Source organism: Pseudomonadota bacterium, from assembly GCA_036339585.1.
Classification (GTDB): domain Bacteria; phylum Pseudomonadota; class Alphaproteobacteria; order UBA8366; family UBA8366; genus UBA8366.
Window position 1 is genome coordinate 37773 of the sequence record JAYZAS010000013.1, and the last position, 23328, is coordinate 61100.

20 protein-coding genes are annotated in these 23328 nt (G+C 43.7%); 9 read left to right on the forward strand and 11 right to left on the reverse strand.

Going from position 1 to position 23328, the window contains the following annotated elements; all coding sequences use genetic code 11:
• Positions 1–8 precede the first annotated feature (8 nt).
• The gene (locus VX941_09645; GenBank protein ID MEE2933671.1) at positions 9–1430 is read right to left on the reverse strand and encodes a glycosyltransferase; all 1422 of its coding nucleotides are present in this window, start codon (positions 1428–1430) and stop codon (positions 9–11) included.
• A 14-nt stretch (positions 1431–1444) separates the two neighbouring features.
• Positions 1445–2098: a hypothetical protein gene (locus VX941_09650; GenBank protein ID MEE2933672.1), complete on the reverse strand. Its 654-nt coding sequence runs from the start codon at positions 2096–2098 to the stop codon at positions 1445–1447.
• 136 nt (positions 2099–2234) lie between these two features.
• Between VX941_09650 and VX941_09655 the strand changes: the two genes are divergently transcribed.
• Positions 2235–3278: a DUF4922 domain-containing protein gene (locus VX941_09655; protein MEE2933673.1), complete on the forward strand. Its 1044-nt coding sequence runs from the start codon at positions 2235–2237 to the stop codon at positions 3276–3278.
• 24 nt (positions 3279–3302) lie between these two features.
• On the opposite strand, the gene glgC is transcribed toward VX941_09655, so the two are convergent.
• The 4 genes from glgC to VX941_09675 all read right to left on the reverse strand — a co-directional run bounded on the left by glgC (position 3303) and on the right by VX941_09675 (position 9775).
• Entirely contained in the window at positions 3303–4583 is a 1281-nt protein-coding gene (gene glgC, locus VX941_09660) for a glucose-1-phosphate adenylyltransferase (protein MEE2933674.1), read from the reverse strand.
• Positions 4584–4781: 198 nt separating this feature from the next.
• Positions 4782–6299, reverse strand: a complete 1518-nt coding sequence (ilvA, locus tag VX941_09665; GenBank protein ID MEE2933675.1) for a threonine ammonia-lyase, biosynthetic — start codon at positions 6297–6299, stop codon at positions 4782–4784.
• Between the two features lie 274 nt (positions 6300–6573).
• Positions 6574–7908 (reverse strand): arylsulfotransferase family protein, encoded by a 1335-nt coding sequence (locus VX941_09670; GenBank protein ID MEE2933676.1) that lies wholly within the window; start codon positions 7906–7908, stop codon positions 6574–6576.
• 673 nt (positions 7909–8581) lie between these two features.
• The gene (locus VX941_09675) at positions 8582–9775 is read right to left on the reverse strand and encodes a CaiB/BaiF CoA-transferase family protein (GenBank protein MEE2933677.1); all 1194 of its coding nucleotides are present in this window, start codon (positions 9773–9775) and stop codon (positions 8582–8584) included.
• Positions 9776–9918: 143 nt separating this feature from the next.
• Between VX941_09675 and VX941_09680 the strand changes: the two genes are divergently transcribed.
• The 8 genes from VX941_09680 (at position 9919) to VX941_09715 (ending at position 18376) form a co-directional block, all read left to right on the forward strand.
• Complete coding sequence (locus VX941_09680) at positions 9919–11148, forward strand: lytic murein transglycosylase (GenBank protein ID MEE2933678.1); 1230 nt, start codon at positions 9919–9921, stop codon at positions 11146–11148.
• Positions 11149–11228: 80 nt separating this feature from the next.
• On the forward strand, positions 11229–12239 hold the full coding sequence (locus VX941_09685) for a septal ring lytic transglycosylase RlpA family protein (protein ID MEE2933679.1): 1011 nt from the start codon (positions 11229–11231) through the stop codon (positions 12237–12239).
• 84 nt (positions 12240–12323) lie between these two features.
• Positions 12324–13475 carry a D-alanyl-D-alanine carboxypeptidase family protein gene (locus VX941_09690; protein ID MEE2933680.1) on the forward strand — a complete coding sequence of 384 codons (1152 nt, stop codon included), beginning with the start codon at positions 12324–12326 and terminating at the stop codon, positions 13473–13475.
• 28 nt (positions 13476–13503) lie between these two features.
• Positions 13504–14124: a dTMP kinase gene (gene tmk / locus VX941_09695; GenBank protein ID MEE2933681.1), complete on the forward strand. Its 621-nt coding sequence runs from the start codon at positions 13504–13506 to the stop codon at positions 14122–14124.
• A gap of 3 nt (positions 14125–14127) precedes the next feature.
• Entirely contained in the window at positions 14128–15234 is a 1107-nt protein-coding gene (locus VX941_09700; protein MEE2933682.1) for a DNA polymerase III subunit delta', read from the forward strand.
• Between the two features lie 36 nt (positions 15235–15270).
• Positions 15271–16818 carry a methionine--tRNA ligase gene (gene metG / locus VX941_09705; protein ID MEE2933683.1) on the forward strand — a complete coding sequence of 516 codons (1548 nt, stop codon included), beginning with the start codon at positions 15271–15273 and terminating at the stop codon, positions 16816–16818.
• Positions 16819–16820: 2 nt separating this feature from the next.
• Complete coding sequence (locus VX941_09710) at positions 16821–17609, forward strand: TatD family hydrolase (GenBank protein MEE2933684.1); 789 nt, start codon at positions 16821–16823, stop codon at positions 17607–17609.
• Positions 17606–18376: an MBL fold metallo-hydrolase gene (locus tag VX941_09715; GenBank protein ID MEE2933685.1), complete on the forward strand. Its 771-nt coding sequence runs from the start codon at positions 17606–17608 to the stop codon at positions 18374–18376. The genes VX941_09710 and VX941_09715 overlap by 4 nt, the downstream gene beginning before the upstream one ends.
• Before the next feature lie 35 nt (positions 18377–18411).
• Here VX941_09715 and VX941_09720 read toward each other — a convergent pair whose 3' ends face one another.
• From VX941_09720 to VX941_09740, 5 genes are all read right to left on the reverse strand, one after another.
• The gene (locus VX941_09720) at positions 18412–19257 is read right to left on the reverse strand and encodes a metal ABC transporter permease (GenBank protein ID MEE2933686.1); all 846 of its coding nucleotides are present in this window, start codon (positions 19255–19257) and stop codon (positions 18412–18414) included.
• A 33-nt stretch (positions 19258–19290) separates the two neighbouring features.
• Positions 19291–20157, reverse strand: coding sequence for a metal ABC transporter permease (locus VX941_09725; protein MEE2933687.1), 867 nt, complete (start codon positions 20155–20157; stop codon positions 19291–19293).
• Entirely contained in the window at positions 20154–21014 is an 861-nt protein-coding gene (locus tag VX941_09730) for a manganese/iron ABC transporter ATP-binding protein (protein MEE2933688.1), read from the reverse strand. The genes VX941_09725 and VX941_09730 overlap by 4 nt, the downstream gene beginning before the upstream one ends.
• A gap of 126 nt (positions 21015–21140) precedes the next feature.
• Complete coding sequence (locus VX941_09735) at positions 21141–22079, reverse strand: metal ABC transporter substrate-binding protein (protein MEE2933689.1); 939 nt, start codon at positions 22077–22079, stop codon at positions 21141–21143.
• A 336-nt stretch (positions 22080–22415) separates the two neighbouring features.
• Positions 22416–23328: Lpg1974 family pore-forming outer membrane protein (locus tag VX941_09740; GenBank protein ID MEE2933690.1), on the reverse strand; the 913-nt coding region annotated here is incomplete at its 5' end.

Sequence of the window (23328 nt, forward strand, 5' to 3'; positions counted from 1 at the left end):
GCCCTTTTTTAAGCTTGTCCTTCCAGATATTTTATGATGCGTTTATTTTCGTCCAATCTTAGCGGTTCTTCTTCTGTATTTAAGTTCTTTGCAGTTCCGACGCTTTCTATCACTGAAAGGTAGCCGGCAGCTGTATTTTGCCATGTATAAACTTCCTTTACCCGACGCATGGCCGCTTGCGATAATTCGTAATGGCGCTCCAGCCCATCCATTAAACCTTGCCCGATACTGCTAGGAACAAGTGGGTCCACCAGTATACCCGACCCATCCGCAAAAATTTCCGACGGTCCTCCATTTTTTGTCACGACCGGGGCCAACCCTGTCGCGGCAGCCTCGATGGGTGCTAAGCCAAATGGTTCGTACAAGGAAGTAAGGGCAAATACAGAGCCGCGTTGAGCAAAGAAACGATAAGTCGCTGCCAACTCGAGTTGCGATCCGATATTAAGAAAATGTGTTTGCTGACGAATATTTGCAGTGGCAAGAAACTCTAATATTTCTTTTAATACGCTTTGCTCAGATTTACTAAGTTTACAAATGTCTCGTTCGGGGCATTCTATCCCTCTAACACATAAAATTAACAGTGCTTTCTCTGACAACTGCCTAGTTTCTGCAACTGCCTTTAATATCCCTATTATATTCTTTTTTTCATCAAGACGACTTGAAATCACTATACCCGGCCTAGCGTCTTCTCCGAACTCTGCTTCCAACTTTGGCTTTATTTGATTATCAAGTTCTGTTTCTCTTGTACTGAATATGCTTTCATTTACACCGGGGGGAGTTATCGCAAATCTTGACCTGTCAGAGCTATTTATCGCATTGCTATAAAGATGATGTGAGTATTGCTCTTCTTTTTCCTGTCCAGTAGAGACAATAATACGTGCGGCATTTTGCATGCTAATTCGTTCGGCCGCTATGCGCTTAGAGAAATTAAACCGAGCCTCCATCCTCGGCCAATTGATCTTATTCGTTCCCAATTTATCAAGTTTTTGTGCACCTAAGGAATGCCCGGTAAATGTAAATGGAATGCCCGTTTTTATTTGTGTTAATGCCGCCCCATAGCCGCCGTCGGCATAATGCGCTGTTACAAAGTCAGGCCTCATTTTCCCATAAAAATTGAGCATGTTTGTAATTAGTTCCGGAATATGCGGCCATAGTTGCTCTTTTTCTAGAAATTTATCCCCGCCGCATGGAAAACGTAAAATCCTCAGTGTTTCGGGAGACGATTGATACCTTTCCTGATCTGCAGCAAATTCTGGCCATTCATTGTCTCGGATGCGACGTGTAACTATGTCCACATTATGACCTAGTTCAGCCATCGCTAGTGCTAATTCTTTTACATAAACCAATTGACCGCCAAAGTCTGGGTGTTCGGTCAAGTAACTGTCTTTTTGGTCAAAATTACCTTGTGGGTTTAAAAAAATAATGTGCATTTACATCTATCTGCCTATTTTGGATTGAGATCGACGGTATAGTCTGAGTTTATAACTATATCGGCAAGAGCCCGATGTTCGGATATAATTGCGTGTTCAGTCCTTAAGATGTTCTCCGTGAATGAATCGAGTTCTGAGATATCACGATTGCGTTTTTGCCGGTGTTCTAGCGTTTGGTTGAAATCTCTTGCGATAAAAATACGAATATCAACATTTTTTAAAAGAGATGTGTATGTTCCTTCTGCAATTGCAACTTGTGCATTATTAAAATCATAAATTTCTTCGGTAATGGTGTCGGAAGAGTAGTCAATTAAAGGTTTTCTGATGTTCGATTTCCCTCCTTGGAAAGCCTCTAAATGCGAGGCGAGCAGTTCTATTTTAACCTCTTGCGGGCCTACCCATTTTTTATCCTTTCGCCTTGCTGCATCGTTAGATTTTGGAGGGTAAATGAAGTAGTCATCCTGTTGGAAAATGATACTTGAAATACCGTAGTTTTCTAGAGCACGTGCAATAGCGGTCGCTGTTTCAGATTTCCCACTACCGGACTCCCCCGCTACAGTAATAGTGAATCTGTTTACTGCTGTTTCGATAGTTTTGAGTAGAGAGGATGTTATTACTTCTGCAGCACTCAGATGATGTGCTTCAACAACGATATTATCTCCTTGCATTTTGTATCCTTTTAGAAGCGTTGCCAACGTTGATAAAGATATTATTACACTTCATTTCCAGCAGGTGATGTTTAAAAATAATATATTACGAAAATAAGGGATTGACCTGTTTTAAAATTAATTTATTCAAGTATTCATGGATTATGAAATTTCTTGGTCTAATTTAAACGCTAAATTACAGACCATAGCTATGACAAGCGGAGGTCTGAGTGCCGCACTGGATGAATTAGAAATTCATCAGAGAAAAAGCGGATTTATACAAGATGACCTGCAGAATGTTCGGCGTTTGGTATTTGGGCACCCCACAAACACGGACCTTAATTTCCGGGTCCAGCTCAATCCAAAACGCGCACAGCGGCACGGAGGCGCCGGAGTTGCACATCCGCCCCCGGGCGAGGAAAGTCTTAATAATGGGTGTTTTCTATGTCGTGAGAACATTCGGTGGCAACAAGGCCAGCGTCAAATTGGCTTTGAAATAGAAGCTAGTGGAGGTATCTATTACGCTTGGATGAATCCCTTTCCACTTCTTCCTAATCATGTTGTGGTAGCTTCGCAGACCCATATTCCGCAAGGATTACAGTTGTTCAGTAATAAGTCGGAAGACTTAAAGTTGGAGCGGGTTTTAACAGATCTTTGCGAAACAGCCATGCAACTCCCTAATCACGTTGGTTTTTATAACGGGATCGGGGCAGGGGCTTCTATACCTGGGCACTTGCATTTTCAGTTCTTTCGCAGAGCTCCTGAGGCGCCAAAATTTCCTCTTGAAGAACGATTATTTCAAGAAACAAAAAGTGATGATGCCCCAGATTTTATATTAGACTATCCGATTTCAGTTGTGCGATGGCGCGGCCAGTTAACTGCGGTAGTTTTAAAGGCTAGAGATTGGATTACGCGATGGGCTAGCGTTAACGACTTCGAACAAGAGCGTTTAACTGCCAATTTTGTTGCAACGTTCTCAAATGAATGTGACGAGCTAAATCTTTATTTCGTTCCACGTCATCGAGACAAACAATTTTGGAATGGCGACAAAGGAATTGTTGGGGGGTTAGAGGTATTAGGCGAACTGGTAATGGCAAGCAGTGACGAATGTGCTTTGGTTGAAAATGGAACAGTTGACTACGGTTTTATTGAAAATGCACTGTCTTTTGTGAGTACACCAGTATCCCTGTTAGATAGCTAATTTCTTGGTTTAACTTTTCTAATATCAGCTCGATGCCTCTGGTTTGTAACTAAGACCTTGACCCAGCATTCTCCGGTTTATAAGGGCAATGCCATTGTCGGTGATGTTGTAAGATTTTGAATCTTTTTTCGCATCAAACCCGACGATCGTGCCAGGAGGGACTTCACAGCGATTATCAAGAATAACATTTCTCAGTCTCGATCCTGCGCCTATTCGGCAACCAGGCAGAGCCAGCACTCCATCCAAATTACAGCCGTCATCCACCCTTACATCCGAAAATAATATTGATTGTCGAACCTCCGAGTTTACAATCACACAACCGCTGCTCACCATTGTCGACTCTATTAATCTGGCACCGTCCGGACAATTGAATAGGGTAGGGGCTAGTTGCCGTTGATGTGTGACCGTGGACCAAATGGGATCATAGAGGTCTAATGGGGGATTCGGTGTGACTAATTCCATGTTGGCTTCATAATAACCATCAACAGTGCCAACGTCTCGCCAGTAGGGTGGATCATCGTTTGTAGGATTTTGGAATCGATGAGCATGGAAATGATCACCACGCCGTAAACCTTCTGGAATTACATCGCGACCAAAATCATGGCTAGAACCCTGTAGTTTTGCATCCTCACGCAATCGAGCGGCCAGGTAATCTTGAGACACCACATACACCCCCATGCTAACCAGCGCCTTATTTTTTTGACCGGGGATAGTTTTCGGGTTTGCTGGCTTTTCTTCAAAATCTAAAATTCGGCCATTCTCGTTAACTCCCATTACACCGAATTGTTTTGCTGCCTGTTCTACGTCTACCGTCATACATGCTACAGTGAAATCAGCGCCTGTATTTACGTGCTCGGCAAGCATTTCTCCGTAGTCCATTTTGTAGATATGATCGCCCGCCAAAATAATAACATAGTCTGGCCCATGACTTTCAATTATGTCGAGGGATTGAAAAACAGCATCTGCTGTTCCTTGAAACCATGTTTCGTCGTCTGTCCATTGTTGTGCTGGAACAATATCTAAAAAATCACCTCGTTCGTTGTTAATTTTAGTCCATGCTTCTATGAGATGCCGAATTAAAGAGTGCGATTTGTATTGCGTTAAAACACAAACTTTATTGATTCCAGAGTGCATGCAGTTTGAAAGCGTGAAATCAATAATCCTAAATTTACCGCCAAATGGTACTGCTGGCTTGGTTCTCCAGTCAGTTAAAACGCCTAAGCGCTCACCGCGGCCTCCCGCCAATACCAACGCCATAGTGTTATTTGTTAATCGACTAACAAACCTAGCTCCGGGCGATCTCATTCCCCCCCCCAACAATACTGGTAATTAATAAATATCACTGCCCACCCACTTGTAAAATCAAGCATAACAATTCACTCTCGGCACGTCTAATTAATGTCTAACTGTAAAAAGTTTTTTTCAAATATTGCTTTATATCATAAAAATATTCATTATTTAGGCTACGACCATAGATTATGGCTAATTCTGAAGTTTAAGCTGCTATGATCTTAGAAAGATCCGATAGGCAGAGTTATCAGTTTCTCGAAAATAGAGGTAACCCAAGTTATCTAGAAATTTTCGAAATTGTGCGGCTCCATCTTCCGGTACTTGTATGCCACAAAGTACCCGCCCAACCGCAGCGCCATGGTTACGATAGTGAAAAAGGCTTATATTTCGAGTATTACCCATTTTCGTAAGAAAATTCATTAGTGCCCCAGGCCGCTCCGGGAATTCAAATCGATATATCTCTTCATCCAACATTCCGTTTGGTCGTCCTCCTACGAGATGGCGTATATGCGTTTTTGCCATCTCATTATTTGTTAAGTCGACTACCGGGTAACCTTTCTTTTTCAATAGTTTAATTATTTTCATACGCTCCCTATTTCCGTCGCTCAATTTTACCCCCAGAAATATTTGAGCACTGGTGTTATCCGTATAACGATAATTGAATTCCGTAACACTCCGCTTGCCGAGCATACGGCAAAATTTTCTGAAACTGCCCCGCTTCTCGGGAATAGTAACAGCCAATAAGGCTTCGCGGTCCTCACCTATCTCGGCACGCTCAGATATATATCGTAGCCGATCAAAATTGCTGTTGGCTCCGGTGTTGATTGCAATCAAGGTCTGACCTTTCAGACGTTCGCGCGCTGCATAAATTTTCATTCCTGCTACAGCTAAGGCGCCGGATGGTTCAGCTATAACACGAGTGTCATCAAATAAATCTTTGATTGCGGCGCACATTTGATCAACGTCTGCAATTACGATATCATCAATGCATTTCCTAGCTAGTCGAAATGTTTCTTTACCAACTTGCGCTACTGCAACACCATCGGCAAATGTGCCAACTTCATCTAATACTACGCGGCGACCTCTTTTTAACGAGTGATACATCGATGCTGCGTCCGAGGCCTCCACACCAATGACTTTTATCTCAGGTCGCACCATTTTAACGTAAGCAGCCACTCCAGCGGCGAGACCACCACCGCCGACGGGGACAAATATTGCGTTTACATTTCCCATGTGTTGACGGAGTATCTCCATGCCCACTGTTCCTTGGCCAGCGATAACCTCGGGATCATCAAAGGGGTGGAGAAAAGTAAGCCCGTTTCTTTTAATAAGCTCCATTGCCTTTCCATATGCTGCAGAGAAATCATCACCATATAGAATGACTTTTGCGCCCCGTTTGCGGACAGCTGTAACTTTAATCTCGGGGGTAGTTTGTGGCATGACAATGGTTGCCGATATTTTTAAATTTGATGCTGCTAGCGCCACCCCCTGTGCATGATTACCTGCGGAAACCGCTATCACTCCTTTTTTACGCAAGCTTGAAGGCAGGCTAATCATCTTATTGTAGGCTCCCCTCAACTTGAAAGAAAAAATCGGCTGTAAGTCCTCTCTTTTAATTAGTATGTTATTCGAGAGTCTCGCCGACAGCCCCGGTGCAGGATCAAGAGGGGATTCAATAGCTACATCATAAACTGGGGCTTTGAGAATTTTATTGAGATACTTTTGCGGCATGGCCAAAGCTACTGTTTGCGGACACGAAAGGCTTGATTTAGCTGAACCTCCCTAATCGGTGCAAGGCAATTATTTGATGCTGACATTCTTGGTACTTTAATGAGCGAAAAAATCGCATTAGTCATGACAACCCTGCATATGCCTAAATGTGGAGGAAAAAATAAATAAAAATCTACTCTTGTGACAATAAGAATGGCAGAATCCTACACTCTAGCAAGGGTCGATTATTTTACTTTTCATCTGACTGTCAGCTAAGCATAACGAGGGACCGCCGTTACTCCATTGGTATAATTCTAAATTGCCCATTGGGTGGAGGTATTACAGCGCGCTCAGCCGATGCCTCTACTTGAGGGACCCAATCGTACGGGACGCGGTAGCCTCGGAACGCGTTACTCGCAAATAATGTTTTCGAGCTAAGAAGGTTGTGCGGACTAACATACTCCCAAACAATCTCACATTTTGGTGTTACTTCAATAATTCTGCCGTGTCGCGACTCTGTAATTAATGTATTCCCGTTTGGAAGACGTTGTGCTCCGCTTTGATAGCGACTGTAAAAACGGGATTCTTCTCCCTCTGCAAAACCTTGGTCTAATGCTGTGAACTGCCAATTAATCTGCAGGGTTATGGGATTAATTTCTAAGACACGAGAATGATCTCGAAGGGTATTCCAGGTTCCGTCTGGTGCTCCTGGATTTGGAGCACCATAACCGGCAGCTCCTCCATTATCAAAAACCAAAATATTTCCCGCACCAGGTAATCCTTTTGGAATTATGTGAGCGTGATGCGGTCCAATAACACATTCAATTTTTTGCAAAGCAGGGTCACGATCGTAATATGGGCCGATTTTCCAAACTATATTGCCAGTCTTCTTTTCTATTATGTAAATCATGGTTGCACGATCATCTGTAATTATGTTTTCTGGATGAAAGCGGTCATCGCCTGCGTCAAACCACTTGTTTGGGCCAACGTATGAACAAGTGTTTTGGAAAACTCCATTTTGATTCCTACACCGTCTCATAAGGGCATTTTTTGCTTCAGCGCTCCATCCAAATTGCTCAAAATTTTCAGCGGGCATCCATTCCCAAACTATTTCACCATCCCAAGACACTTCAACCATCCGTGTCGCACGGGGGAGATAATCACGGGTCACCTCAGGCCATTCTCCAGTCCGGTAACTCAAAAATAGCGTTTTTGCGTTTCTTGTTTTCGGCGCTTGGCCTGGTACATAGTAGCCGACTGGACAACCTTCTCGAACTACATCATGGTTTTGTCGTGCTACCCAATATTTTTGGTTATTTCTCAGCATTTGATCGGCCTTAAAAAACCTCCATTCTTTTTCGCCGTCCCAATTTTCTTGAATAAGATCGTCTGCCCCAAGCATGTGATCGTATTTCTCATTTACCCGACCTGTTTGTCCCCCTAGCACGCTGCCATTTGGTAGCAGGTTCACCATGTAATTATTAAATTGAGGCCAATTTCTAAGTTCATTACCATTCATATCTATCAGGACAGCACCAACGTCTTTTTTTGCAGAAGGGTAAATCGTGAGGCCATTGAAACATTTATCCGGTTGGTAAATAGTTGTCCCTGTGGGAAATACAGTTTGCATGGAATAGTCTCACTTAGCCAGTTAACGAAAACACAAGAAAACATACCGTAATAACTTATCTACACCTAATTGGGCGTGCATTTCTAAAAATCGCAATAGTTATCATACCAATAACCGTTTTTAGTGCAGTTGTTTTGACAAGCTGCACGGGGGTAACCTTTAGTGTGCTTCCAGAACTATACTACTGCTTAATTTATAAAGGGTAGGTGCTATGTCTATGAATGGGGGCTTGGGTATGCCTTGGCACATACCCGCCGGATAAATAACATTTCGAGGTTATGCAAAAGATACCATACGCGAAACACTGATCACGTTGTATTTCATTTCCTACGATGGTGCCACAATATTGCGTGGCTTTCTGAGTGAATAGCATTATCAGTGTTCCTGCAAAACTTGTTATTAGGACCACCAAATATCGGCGTTCTTTATGTGGCTAATAGATTAACCCAAATTTCAAGCGAAATTTTTTGCCTTTTAATCCCGGCCATACTCATATGTTCAGCAGGACCACTTTTTGAGAGCTCCTTTAAGATACCTCTGGTAACCAAACTATATGTATTTTTGTTATCGATCCGAAAATGTTGAATTTATTTGAAAAACCATATTTCGCCCCGGTTTTGATCTTAAAAACAAAAATTGTACGATCCGGCGAAAACCCTCAGAAAACACTGTGTTAAATTACATTACGGGTACGTAAATCGGAGATATCCTCGGCAGTATAACCAGCTTCGGTAAGTATTTCATCCGAATGCTCACCAGCTTCCGGTGGGGCTTTCACGAAATCATGGGGTGTTCGTGACAATCGGATAGCCTGATTTACTAAACTGATATCGCCAAGTGCTTCAGAATTTACCGTTTTTTGCATCTCGAGGTGCTTCACTTGTACATCTTCAAATGTCTTGTCGATGGTGTAAATTTGCCCGCATGGCACCCCTTGTTCGTTGAGTTTTTCTACCCACTCGTCACTTGATTTATGTTTTAAGATTTCTGCTATCTCAGCGTTCAATGCATCTCTATTCTTTGATCGTGCTTCCGCTTCTTTGTAGTCTGGATGTTCGATCCATTCCTCGTGCCCAACAGCTATCGCAAAACGTTGCCAAATTAAATTACCCGCTACTGCCAAATTGATAAAGCCGTCGGTTGTTTCAAATACACCTGTAGGTATTGATGTTGGGTGGTTATTGCCAGCCTGTTGAGGAACCTCACCTGATAATGTCCAACGGGCTCCTTGAAAGTCGAGCATAAATATCATTGCTTGAAGGAGTGATGTTTGCACCCATTGTCCTTCCCCAGAGCTCTCACGTTCAAGAAGAGCGATCATAATACCTTGAGCACACAGCATGCCGGCGCATAGGTCTGCAATTGGTATTCCAACGCGAACAGGGCCATTTCCCGGCAGGCCTGTAATTGACATCAACCCGCCCATACCTTGCGCAATCTGATCGAAGCCTGGCCGTTTTGCATAAGGCCCATCCTGGCCAAATCCTGATATTGAGCCGAGTATGATCTTCGGATTGATAGATTTGAGGCTATCATAGTCGATGCCAAGGCGTTTTTTAACATCAGGGCGGTAATTTTCAACAACGACATCTGCGTCTGTCACCAATCGTTTAAAGACTTTAAGCCCATCCTCCTCCTTCAGGTTGAGTGTCAAACTACGTTTATTTCGATGTAAGTTCTGGAAGTCGGGACCATGCCTAGCACCGCCCAGGGCATTTCCTCCTTCGAGCGCTGGTGGTAGTTCGATTTTTATTACATCGGCACCCCAATCAGCTAATTGACGAACACAGGTGGGTCCCGATCTCACACGCGTTAGATCAAGAACCTTGTATTTTGATAGAGCGTGGCTAGCAGCTTCGAACGGCATAAAACTTCCTCCGGTTTTGAGACAACGGAGATCTAGCACGGGTAACCTATGTTTTGCCAGTATAGAGGTGGTTGCAGTCGCACTGTGGATGTGTTCGACTTTATTTGATTCGGGGTCTTGGGGTCCAATTCTACGATGCCATATTGTATTCAAAAGTAGTCGGAGGTCTCGCTTTGTTTTTTGCAAAACCACGGTATTGGTTTTTTTTCGCCATATTTTTTTTCGGTGTGAACAGTGCTTCAAGTGCTCAACCTACTAATTTTGATGACTGGCTAGTTGATTTTCGAGCTTCCGCCTCCGCCGCAGGAGTTTCAGAGCACACTCTAAGTCTTGCGCTGCGTGGTACGCAGCCATTGCCTGACGTTATCGCAAAAGACCGTCGGCAGGCAGAATTCACACTGTCCTACTGGCGGTATATGAAGAGGGTAAACTCAAAGCGTATTCAGAAGGGAATGGATCTTTTAAAAACGCATAAAAGTTTGCTTCAGCGTGTGACCAATAAGTTTGGAGTGCCAGCCCACTATTTAATGGCATTTTGGGGGTTAGAAAGTAATTTTGGAAAATGGTTTGGCGGATACCCAGTTATCCCTGCGCTAGCTACACTCGCTCATGATGGTCGGCGATCGAAATTTTTTCGGGCGCAACTAATCGCAGCACTTAAGATTCTTGATAATGGCGACATTACTCTTGAGAAAATGAGGGGTTCTTGGGCCGGAGCTATGGGGCATTTCCAATTTATTCCAACGACTTATCAAGCATACGCAGTTGATTTTGATGGCGATGGGAAAAGAGATATTTGGAACAATGTGGCTGATGCTTTGGCCTCAGCAGCTAACTACCTTTCTTCATTAGGCTGGGATCCCAAACAAAGATGGGGTCGAGAAGTAAAGCTCCCCCAACATTTTGATTTTTCAAAAGCAACGCTTAACGATTGGAAACCGCTATCCGAATGGAGAAGAGCGGGTTTGAAGAAAATCAATGACACTAGTTTACCTAATATTGATATCAAAACCTGGTTGGTAATACCGGCGGGACATAAAGGGCCGGCATTTGCAGTATATCCTAACTTTAGACGCATTATGCGATGGAATAAATCTATTCTTTACGCAATTTCAATCGGTCATTTGGCTGATAGGTTGAAAGGCGCCGCACCAATAAGCATAGCTCGTCCCAAAAATTATCGACGAGTAAGTATTAAAAAAGTGAAAGAAATCCAAGCAAAGCTTAATTCAATGGGGTTTTATGTAGGTAACCCAGATGGAGTTGTTGGCAAAAACACGAGGTCTGCCATAAGAGATTTTCAAAAGCGAGAAGATATACCAGCCGATGGGCATATAACGATAAATTTATGGGAACGCCTTGTTGGGAAATAATGTATCATTGCTCGAGATCCTGTCGCTGTCTACAATAGCTTCTTGCGATCGCAATAATTTGGGGAAGCGGTCAGGTGGAGATGATTGAAAATAGATCTTTAAACATAGTTATTATACTGGTGTCGTCTTTGCTGCTCGCAAACTGTTCAGAGACACAATTCGTCGCTAATTTAATGAAAGTTGGGGCCGATAATGCCCGGCCAACTGGGGGCGGACGCTACAAGGTTGGAGGGCCTTATCAGATAAAAGGTATCTGGTATCGACCCAGAATTGATTATCAATACGATCAAACTGGCATAGCTTCGTGGTATGGTCCCCAATTCCATGGCAAGCTAACCGCTAACGGCGAAATTTTCGACATGAACCTTGTGAGTGCGGCGCATAAAACGTTGCCTATGCCAAGTATTGTGCGGGTTACTAATTTACGTAACGGCAAAGCCCTGAATATTAGACTGAATGACCGGGGCCCATTTGCTCACGGTCGTATAATTGACTTATCCAAGCGCGCAGCTCAGTTGCTCGGTTTCGAACGCGCAGGGACCGCACCCGTTCGTGTCCAAGTACTCGAACGCGAGAGCAGACTACTAGCCTCTGCTTCACAAGGCGTTATCTTGCCTGGCACTCAATTGCCTAGTGAAGGTCTTGTAGGTTCCAACTCAGGCACTGTTACTCCAAAGTCTGCACCAAGTATGTCCGTTACACGGCAAGCATTACCGCCGTTTGACGGCACTCAATCTTCACGTCAATCTCCAATCAAACGGGAAGATGAGACGAACTTGTTACCTGAGAAAGAAAGCTCTCGACTGGCTGAAACAATCAAATTATCAGATGGCAAAGTATCGCGGGTAGCTGTCAAAGCCGATACTCAAATATTTGTTCAAGCTGGTGCTTTTTCGCAATTTGTTAACGCTAATCGTGTACACATTCAATTAAGTTCGTTGGGGTCTTCAACTATCAGCAGAACAAAAAAAGGAAAAGGAAAGCTTTTTAGGGTGCGTCTCGGGCCATATCGTAATGTGAAAACTGCTGATGTAATTTTGGCACGCGTCATGGGGTCGGGATTCCCTGGGGCACGTATAATAGTGGATTGAAAGTATTTTTAAGGAAGATGTTCAGGCGTATTACATTCGCCCAAGGAATGCCGTAAACATGACATAGATGGGTAATATTTACTTATGAAAAGTTCAAGAAAGGTTACAGCAACTGCAATATTTTTGCTTGCAGCATTTTTATCAGCTGTAATGTACGCACCGGTTGCGGCTCTACCAACCAAAGCAAAGCAAGCACTGGTTGTTGAGTACAGCACGGGGCGTACATTGTTGAAAAAAAATGCCGATGCTCCCATGCATCCTGCATCGATGACCAAAATGATGACTGCGTTCATGGTCTTCGATCGCCTTAGGTCAGGCACGTTATCTCTCGACACAAAATTTCGAGTCAGCAAACGTGCTTGGAAAAAGGGGGGCTCGCGGATGTTCCTTAAACCAAACGATACGGTAAGTGTTGAGGATCTCATCAGAGGTATCATCGTTCAGTCAGGGAATGATGCATCGATTGTTATTGCAGAAGGTATTTCAGGTAGCGAGGAAGATTTTGCACGTGAGATGACTGAGAAAGCCCATGAAATTGGGATGAAGGATTCAACTTTCAAGAACGCATCAGGTTGGCCCGATGAAGAACATCTCACCACAGCAAGAGATTTGGCGACATTGATTGACACCACGATACGTGAATTCCCTGATTTTTATCATTATTACGCTGAGGCAGAGTTTAAGTACGCAAATATTAACCAGAGAAATCGTAATCCTCTTTTGGGGCTTGGTATAGGAGCAGACGGATTAAAGACAGGGCACACTGAGGTTGCTGGTTACGGCTTGGCTGCGTCTGCTATTCGAAAAAATAGAAGAATAATAGTTGTTGTTAACGGCCTAGCGTCCAAGCAAGATCGTGCTCGAGAGTCTAGGTATCTTCTCAATTGGGCATATAGAACGTTTGATACATATCGGTTATTTCTCGCTGGAGAAACGGTAGCAGATGCTTCTGTTTGGTTAGGGGCTGCTAGCTCAGTGCCATTAATACTAGAACGAGATCTTTTTGTGACATTAAAAAAACGGTCTCGCAAGCAACTTAGGGTAATAGCAAAATATACTGAGCCTATTGTTTCTCCTATTCGTCGGGGAGACAGACTTGGTGTTCTTGTTGTGAATGCCCCTGGTGAAGATATGGTTCAACTGCCACTAATAGCCGGTGCTAGTGTTGCGGAGCTCGGCCGCATGGGGCGGCTAAGCGCCCTTATTAATCACTTGCTCTGGGGCAAAAGTCAGTAATGGAGCAGGTATCATTTCAGGACAGTTTATAACAATTGAAGGAGGTGAGGGTGCTGGTAAATCTACCCAAGCCAATCTACTAGTAGAGTCCCTCAAACAGTTTGGGATTGCCGCTATATCTACTCGCGAACCTGGCGGTGCGCCTGGCGCGGAATTAATACGGAGACTACTTGTAGAAGGAGAGGGAGACCGTTGGGCGCCATTCACTGAAACTTTATTGCATATAGCAGCACGTTACGAGCATATTTTAAATACGGTGCGGCCGGCTCTAGAGGCTGGTTCTTGGGTCGTATGTGATCGTTTCCTGGACTCCACAAGGGCATATCAGGGCTATGGGCTAGGTCAAAACCTAAGTATAATTGACCAAATACATGAAATAGTGCTCCCGGGTTTTATGCCTGATCTGACGCTTTTAATCGATCTCGATGTAAAGACGGGTTTAGATCGCACAAAATTACGCGGTGACCAAACAGGCACTAGATACGAAGAGATGGACATTGATTTTCACCAGCGGGTTCGAAAAGGGTTTCTGGATATCGCAGCAGGTGACCCAGATCGTTTTGTGGTGTTGGATGGTAATAATTCAGTTGAAGATATAGCGCGTCAAGTGGTCACCTCAGTCGGTCAGCATTTTAGTCTAAGCTTTTAAACGATGAACGAAGAGCTTGTGCCGAGTAGAACCTATGAACTAATTGGCCATGAGTCTGCCGAGAAACAATTTATCGATGCGTGGCAATTAGATCGCGTGCCGCATGCTTGGCTTATTTCCGGTCTCGAAGGAATTGGTAAAGCAACTTTGGCTTATAGAATCGCACGTTTCGTATTGAAAGTCGATAACACAGAGTTTTCTCACGATGCATCCTTATTTGGCAACAAAGGGGAGGAAGTGCTGACACAGCTATCTGTTTGCAAGGATTTAACACATTGCAAACAAATAGAGGCAGGTGCCCATCCCGATTTAAGAGTATTAGAGCCGGGTTGGATCAACCCCAAGACTGGCAGGGCATCACAGAAAATTGTGATTGATCAGATTCGTAAAAGTACAGGGCTTACTAATCTTACGACCGCCACTTGGAGAGTAATTATTATAGACCCTGCTGATGCAATGAATATAAATGCAGCAAATGCATTATTAAAAAGCCTAGAGGAACCACCCCTAAAAACGCTTTTTTTACTTGTAAGTCACGCGCCGGGACGGCTCCTTCCAACAATTAGATCACGTTGTCGACGTTTAGAATTGCAGCCATTATCAGTAGAACAGGTAAAATCATATTTAAGCCAGACAGAAATGAAAGAAAACTCTATAGACGGTGTCGCTAGGCTCTCGGGCGGCAGCATAGGTAAAGCAATGCAACTCATAACAGGGAACGGTTATGATCTTTATAAGGCATTTTATCGAGTGGTTTCTAGTTTGCCAAAATTAGATATTCAATCAATCCATGACCTAAGTGACCTAGCCTCGCGCAAAAAAGATAGTGGCACAGAGACTTTTCCAATGCTTGTAAATTTAATCCCTGATTGGATCGGAAGTCTAATTTTAATTTCTGCGGGTGGTAAAAGTGGCACAGAAGTTATCGAGGGTGAAAACGAATTAAAATTACGCTTGTTTGAAGGCGGCGCTTCCATTGATCGTTGGTTAGATGTAAGAGAAAAAACGCGAGTTTTACTCTCTGAAGTCGAACGAATAAATCTTGATCGAAAGCAAGTGCTTATCGAATGTTTTTCGATGTTAGCTGCTGTTTCCTCGGTAAATAAATAAAGCGGAAATAGCAAATAAGGTGTACACGAAATAGCTATGGCAAATAAAAATACATATTACGTGACTACGCCAATTTATTATGTGAATGACGCCCCTCACATCGGGCACGCATATACAACATTATCATGTGATGTACTGGCACGGTTTAAAAGGCTTGACGGGGTTCAAGTAAAATTTCTAACTGGAACCGATGAGCATGGTCAGAAAGTAGAAAAGGCCGCCGCGATTGCTGATGTTGATCCTCAAAGATTCACCGATGAGGTGTCGGCTAATTTTCGTACATTAGCTGAAGTGATGAACTTTAGTTTTGATGATTTTATTCGGACCACAGAAAAAAGGCATAGAGTTTCCGCACAGGCGCTTTGGGATAAACTTGTTGAAACTGGCAATATTTATCTCGATTGCTATTCCGGATGGTATGCTGTTCGCGATGAGGCGTTTTATACGGAAAGCGATCTGAAAGACGGGCCAGATGGAAAGAAACTTGCTCCGACCGGAGCAGAGGTGGAATGGGTTGAGGAGCCCAGTTATTTTTTTCGACTATCAGCTTGGGAACAAACTCTGCTGAAACATTATGATGAACACCCTGATTTTATCATGCCGCAAAGCCGCAGAAATGAGGTTGTAAGTTTCGTAAAAGGCGGTCTAAATGATCTTTCAATATCGCGCACTACATTTCAGTGGGGTATTCCAGTACCCCACAATAATGATCATATAATGTATGTGTGGCTAGATGCCCTGACGAATTATCTCACGGCAGTGGGTTTTCCAGATCAAAAGAGTGCTAACTTTAAAAGCTTTTGGCCAGCCGATTTACATATGGTGGGAAAGGATATTCTTCGTTTCCATGCTGTGTACTGGCCTGCTTTTTTATTAGCTGCAGGCCTCCAGCCACCTAAACGTATTTTTGCTCACGGCTGGTGGACCAACGAGGGCCAAAAGATCTCGAAATCAACTGGAAATGTTATCGACCCCTTAATTCTAGTTCGAACTTACGGTCTTGATGCGGTCCGATACTTCCTACTCCGTGAAGTTCCTTTTGGGAATGATGGGGATTTTTCACACCAATCTATGGTGAGTCGTCTTAATGGCGAGTTGGCCAACGATCTTGGCAATCTTTGCCAGAGGGTGCTTTCTATGATTGCTAAGAACTGCAGCGGTGAAGTTCCACCACACCAAGATTTTCTTCCCCACGATGTGGAGCTAATCAAAAAGGGATCTGGATTATTATCTGTCATTCGCGATCAGCTCAACCATCAAAAATTCAATCGTGCGTTGGAAGAGATTTGGAGTCTTATAGGCGAAGCAAACAGATATGTTGATGGAATGGCACCATGGGCCTTACGGAAAGAGGATCCAAACCGTATGTGCACAGTCCTCTATGTTTTGGTTGAAATAATACGCTATATAGGACTCGTCATTCAGCCATTTATGCCCGATTCCGGTTGTAAAATACTTGATCTTCTTGCCGTCGATCAAACCAAACGCGAATTTAAAGATTTTGAAGAAGCTCTTATTGTAGGCACCCCATTGCCAACGCCAGAACCTGTATTTCCAAGATTTATTGAAAACGGGCAGACGTAGCGATGCTCGTCGATAGTCATTGTCATTTAGATTACCACGAAAGAGATGGCGATATAGACGATGTTCTTGCTAGGGCACGTAAGTCTGATATTGAAACAATCGTAACAATCTGTACAAAAATTAGTGAAGCAAAATCAGTGCAGAGGCTCGCGGCGCGTTACGATAACGTTTGGTGCACTGTCGGCGTTCATCCCCATGAGGCAAGTCTTGAATGTCAGAGAAATCCATCTGAGCTTATTGATTTAGCGGAATTTGACGAAGTCGTCGGCATTGGGGAAAGCGGCTTGGACTATTACTACGAAAATGCATCCAGAGAGGACCAAGAAAAGAGCTTTCGCACGCATATTGCGGCAGCACGTTCTACTGGACTACCCATTGTTATTCATTCTCGCGATGCCGATGAGGATTGTGCCCATATCCTTAAGGATGAAATGCAAAAGGGTTACTTCCGTGGCGTGATGCATTGCTTTTCTAGTGGGCCTAGTTTGGCACAAACCGCCCTCGAACTTGGCTTGTACATATCTATTTCAGGTATAATCACCTTCAAGAAATCTGAAGAATTACGGAGTATTGTTGCAGATGTTCCTCTGGAAAGATTACTCGTTGAGACGGATGCACCGTTCCTGGCCCCCGAGCCTCACCGCGGCAAGAGGAATGAACCGTGCTACATGGCGCACACGGCAAATACTTTGGCCAACATAAAGAAAGTAGACCCCAAAATTCTGGCAAGCAAGACAACGAATAATTTCTTTTCTCTTTTTAGTCGGGCACAAGCCCCGAGGTCACCATGAGGGTTACCGTACTCGGTTGTGGAAGTTCTGCCGGTGTGCCCCAAATTAATGGTGGATGGGGTGTTTGTGACCCTGCAAATCCAAAAAATAGGCGGCTTCGTTCTTCAATCTTATTGCAGACTAAAAAATCTGATCTCCTGATAGATTGTCCACCTGATTGCCGAGAACAATTATTGAGTATAGGGCTCGAGCGTGTCGATGGAGTATTATTTACCCATGCTCATGCCGATCATTGCCACGGCATTGATGACCTTCGGTGGATTAATATGGCAATGGGCAAAGATATTCCCGTTTATGGTCGCTCCGACCACCTAGATCTTATAGAGCATAAGTTTGCATATGCTTTTGAGCCGTTGAAAGAGGGGGCTCAAAGATTCTATTACAAGCCAATGCTTTTAAGAAACGATATAGTGAACAGCTGCCAGGTCGGAGATCTTGATCTCACCGTATTTGAACAAGACCATGGCTTCTCTTCAACACTTGGGATACGTGTGGGTGACTTCGCTTATTCGACTGATGCAGTAAAACTTAACGAAGCTGCGTTTACGGCACTCGAAGGGGTGAAAGTTTGGATTGTTGACTGTTTTCGATATGAACAACATCATACGCATTCATGGCTTGAGCAAACGTTAGAGTGGATCGAAAGGGTTAATCCCGAGAAAGCGTTTCTTCATCACATGGGTAGGCAAATGGACTACGACACTGTGATGCGTGACACTCCTGAGCATGTTGAACCGGGTTATGACGGCATGATCATTGAAATATAATTCGTACAATTCTATGACCAGGATCCATTATTCCGTTAATTCTGGAAATTAGATCCTCTCCACCAATGTGTTTTTATCTGCGTGCAGATGAATACTGATACAAAAATAGTCGTGAAGACCAGTATCACCGTTGGCGCCGGTGCGCTATCAAGATAGAAACTTGCATAAGTGCCAGACAGCATCGAAAAAATGCAGATACCAACGGAAGCTAAGAGCATTGTGCTGAATTTTTTGGAGATTAAAAATGCGATTGCTCCCGGCGCAATCATCAATCCTATGGCTAATATCAAGCCCGTCGTGGCCAGTGTCACCACAACCGTCATTGTCATGGCGGCCAACAGGATGTGATGAAGAATATTGTTGGACAATCCGGCTGTTTGGACCTGTGTCGGATCGAAACTGTGTAATACGAGATCATGCCATTTAAGGAGCAAGCCAATAGCAACTGCAATTGAAACGAGACTGGTGAAAATAATTTCATCGGTTTCAATTCCCAAAATATTCCCAAAAAGAATATTATCGAGGTGAACATTGGTATTTACTGAAACGTATAAAATAATGCCAAGGCCAAACATGCCAGAAAATATAATACCCATGATTGAATCTTTTTTGACACGACAACGATCGGACAAATAACCGGTCGCGGTGGCGCACATCATTCCTGTTGCGAAAGCGCCGATGATGGGGGGGAGCCCAAAGATATATGCAATGACAACGCCCGGCAAGACAGAGTGGCTGACAGCATCTCCCATAAGCGCCCAACCTTTTACCACTAAAAAACAGGAAAGTAGGGCAGTTGGTATCGCAACGATTAATGAAATCGTGAATGCCTTCTGCATAAATGGAAATTTGAAGGGTAACAGGACTATGTCTAGGTCCATAAATGATTTATCCTTCCTCGTCCTTGCAATGAATTACGTTGCTCGACTTCGAGCATCGGATAATGCGCGTGCCCGACGGCTAGCTATGAGGCCGTATTTGCGAGCAAAAATGAAGACCGCTAAAAAAACTAATGTCTGAAGAACAACGATAATGCCGCCAGTGGCGCCATCTAAAAAGTAGCTGGCATATGTGCCTACAAAGCAGGTTACTGTGCCGATTATTACTGAGACTGTGATGAGACGAGGAAAACTATCGCATATTAAGTGCGCTGTGGCTCCGGGTGTTATGACCATTGCAACAACAAGAAATGCTCCTACAGTTTGCATTGCTGCAACGATGCAGCCTGATAGCAAAACAAAAAAAACTAATTTTAACAAACGAGGCTTGAGCCCCAAGATTTCTGCCTGGTTTTCATCAAAAAAAGTAAGCATCAGGTCTTTCCATTTAACCAATAATAAAGCGAGCGTCACAAATCCAATTATCGCAAGCTGCAGTGTATCACTTGGGGTAATTGCCAGAATATTTCCCATGATAATGGTTTGAGCTTGTATGCCGACAGGATAAATTGAAACCATAAAAAGCCCGAGACCAAAAAAAGATGTAAAAATAAGTCCAATTATTACATCTGTTTTTAGGCCCGAACGTCCTGATAAAAAAAGCATTGATAATGCTGCTAGGCCTCCAGCTGCAAATGCCCCAAGTGCAAACGGTAGGCCGAGAAGATAAGCGCCCGCTACCCCCGGCACGACAGAATGCGCTAGGGCATCGCCGATTAATGCCCAACCCTTCAACATTAAATAAGCCGAGAGAAAAGCGCACACGCCACCAACAAGCGATGACACCCACATTGCATTTATCATATAGGAGTATGTGAAGGGTTGGAGGAGGGTATCTATCATTCGTCGTGGTCTGTAGTTTGAACTTCGCCCCCATACTGCACAAACGGCCTTTCGTCGTCAGTAAGGATCGTTACGTTACGTTCATCGCCATCGGTATGAAGAGTTTGAGCAGGTATCGTGAGATGCCGGAGTACCCCCTCAAACGTACGTTCCAGGTTCTCGCGAGTGAAGACTTGCTGTGTTGGACCGTATCCAATGACAGTTTGATTTATAAGAACCGACTGATCACAAAATTCAGGCACCGTCCCGAGATTATGGGTTGAAATAAGTATCACGCGACCCTCTGTGCGAAGGTCAGAAAGTATTTCAATCATCTGGGTTTCGGTCCGAACATCCACACCAGCAAAGGGTTCATCGAGTAAAATGACCTGAGCATCCTGTGCCAATGCGCGAGCTAAAAACACACGCTTGCGTTGACCTCCTGATAATTCACCAATTTGACGGGTTCGGTATTCATCCATTCCAACACGCCTTAGAGATTTATCGACTATTTCTTCATCATGTTTGCTTGCTCTACGAAAGAAGCCCATTCTGCCATAGCGACCCATCATTACTGCCTCTTCGACCAATACCGGAAAGTTCCAATCCACGTCTTCCGATTGTGGAACATAGGCAACGTAATTTTTTTTGAGCGCTAATTTGCTTGCCAGATCTAAAATTCGGATCTTTCCGCCATCAACCGGCACAAAACCCATAATGGCTTTGAACAAGGTTGATTTTCCTGCGCCGTTTACACCAACCAATGCAGCAATTGAACCACGGGGGATTTCAAAAGTAGCGTCCCAAAGGGCTGTATGCCCATTCCTATAGGTAACATTAATGCCGCGCACAGAGATACCATTACCCGAGTATCTCACTCGCTTGTCGCCTTGCCGGGGTTTATTTCCGTTTAGCAATTTTAGCCTTCTTCAAACATTGAGTGTTAAAGCTTGTGTTCAATCCTTGTTATTTCTCGATAGATAGTCTGATCTGCTTAACATTACTTAGGGCCCACCGCGTGTTTTTGCTGTTAGACCATGTGCAATTATTCGTGATGTAACCTTTAGTAAATCCAAATATGTAGGCACTTTTCCTTTGGGCCCACTAAGCGAATCTACAAAAAGTGCTCCTCCATAATGAGCTCCTGTCTCTCTTGCAATTAGTTTTGCTGGCGCTGTATTCACAGTGCTTTCGCAAAAATTTACTTTAATGTTATTAGCGCGCATTTTGTCTATGACTGAGCGAACCTGCTGTGGTGTCCCTACAGTATCGGAATTCATCGGCCATAAGTATAACTCCTTCATACCATAATCGCGGGCAAGATAGCTAAACGCTCCCTCACATGTAACAAGCCACCGCTGTGACTTGGGTATAGTCATAATTAAAGCCCGCAATGGTCCAAGTGTTTGGCGCAGTTGTTTTTTATAATTTTGTGCATTTCTAGAATACACTTTGGTGTTGATTGGGTCGTATCTAGAAAGTGCTTCCTCAATATTCTTTATATAAATTAGGGCACTTTCTAAACCCATCCAGGCATGCGGATTAGGTTTCCCCTTATCTACACCAGTTTCAATAAGAATAGGTTGAATACCTTTAGAGACGATCACTGAGGGTATTTTCCCAAGATTTGAAAGGAACTGTTCGAACCAAAGCTCCAAACCCATGCCGTTCCACAAAATGAGGTCCGCATCTGCAGCGCGAACAAGATCGCCTGGAGTAGGTTGATACCCATGAATCTCAGCGCCGGGCTTAGTAATGGATACGACTGTCGCAGCATCACCAGCAACATTAGCCACCATATCTGCTATAACCGTGAAAGTAGTCACGACTTTCATTTTTTTTGCGTTAGCCGTAAAGGTTATTAAGGTTGCAAAATAAAAAGATACAGTAACAATGATCGCAAGTTGAAGGATCTTGCGGCCTTTAATTTTAGTACGCAGCATTTCTAAACCCAGATAAAAAAGGTTTTACTATCAGCATATAACAAATGAACGGAAACATTGTTAATATCATAAATGCATTAATTTTGTAGGTTATATCAGACACTTGATGCAAATTAAATGTGAAGACCAAACCTTTGCCTGCAAGTCCAATGTGAGACAGATGTCTTACTATCTTATAAATTCTAATTGCGATTTCATACATCAATTACGATGTCTTTCATTTTCCATATTGCAATAATTACAATGGCTTTATTTTCCATAATATACATTATGCGAATTACGGTAGTGTCGATTTTTTATCTATAATCAGCAAAAACTAGTTACAAAGACTGTTCCCTACCAAATCACCTTCGCTTTGAAGTACGGGCCAAGATACCCCACAATTGTGGTGTCTAACCGACCATGCGAATAGCCATCAGGTTCGCGCATAAAGTCATGAAGTCCGAGCCAGTGTTGCGTAGTGAAGCCAATCTCCAGTGCACCGTGCACAATATCAAAAATATTGTGCTCATACGCGAGCGCGATATTTGCATCTATAACCGGCACAACATGAAATTTCAGGCTGTCAAAGTTAGCTGTGTATGAAGTAGTAGCATGTTTTAATTCGTTATACGATTTGACAGAGCTCGCACCCGACAATATAGAGGCGATAACATCAAACCGCCCTTTCAAACCGGCCACAATAGGCTGGTCAATGGATGCGCCGAAGGTTGGTCCGGCTCCTAAAAACCACACCTCATTGTCACTTACAATTTCAGGGCGGCGATTACCCACACCTTTAGACACAACAACATCCAGCGTCCTGTAGATGCCTCCTATCCTGACACCCCCTTTTGCGGCTAATTGAGGCACGCTATCAAAGGTATACTCAGCGTCAACGTCTATAGAACTAACGATGGTTGAACTTTGTGCGGCAAAAGTGCGGCCATCTTCGACGTCAAAGTTTCCCGGTGTATTTCCTCGATAACCGATGTTTAAACGTTGTCTGCCTGTACTAGTACCATTGATATTTAAAACGCTACCACTCCTAGTCACATCGCCGTGATGGGAATACATCGAGAAAAATCTACCGTTGCCACCCACACTCCAATTGCTGTTTGGCAAAGAATATCGGAGCTGGCTCTCATACCCGCTGTGGAATTCCGGTCTGATGCGTTGTCGGGCACCCGGCACATTGTCCATACCAACTCTACCTTTGACCGGTTTAATAAAATTCTGATCCTCGAACGAGCGCATATGCAGCGCACGG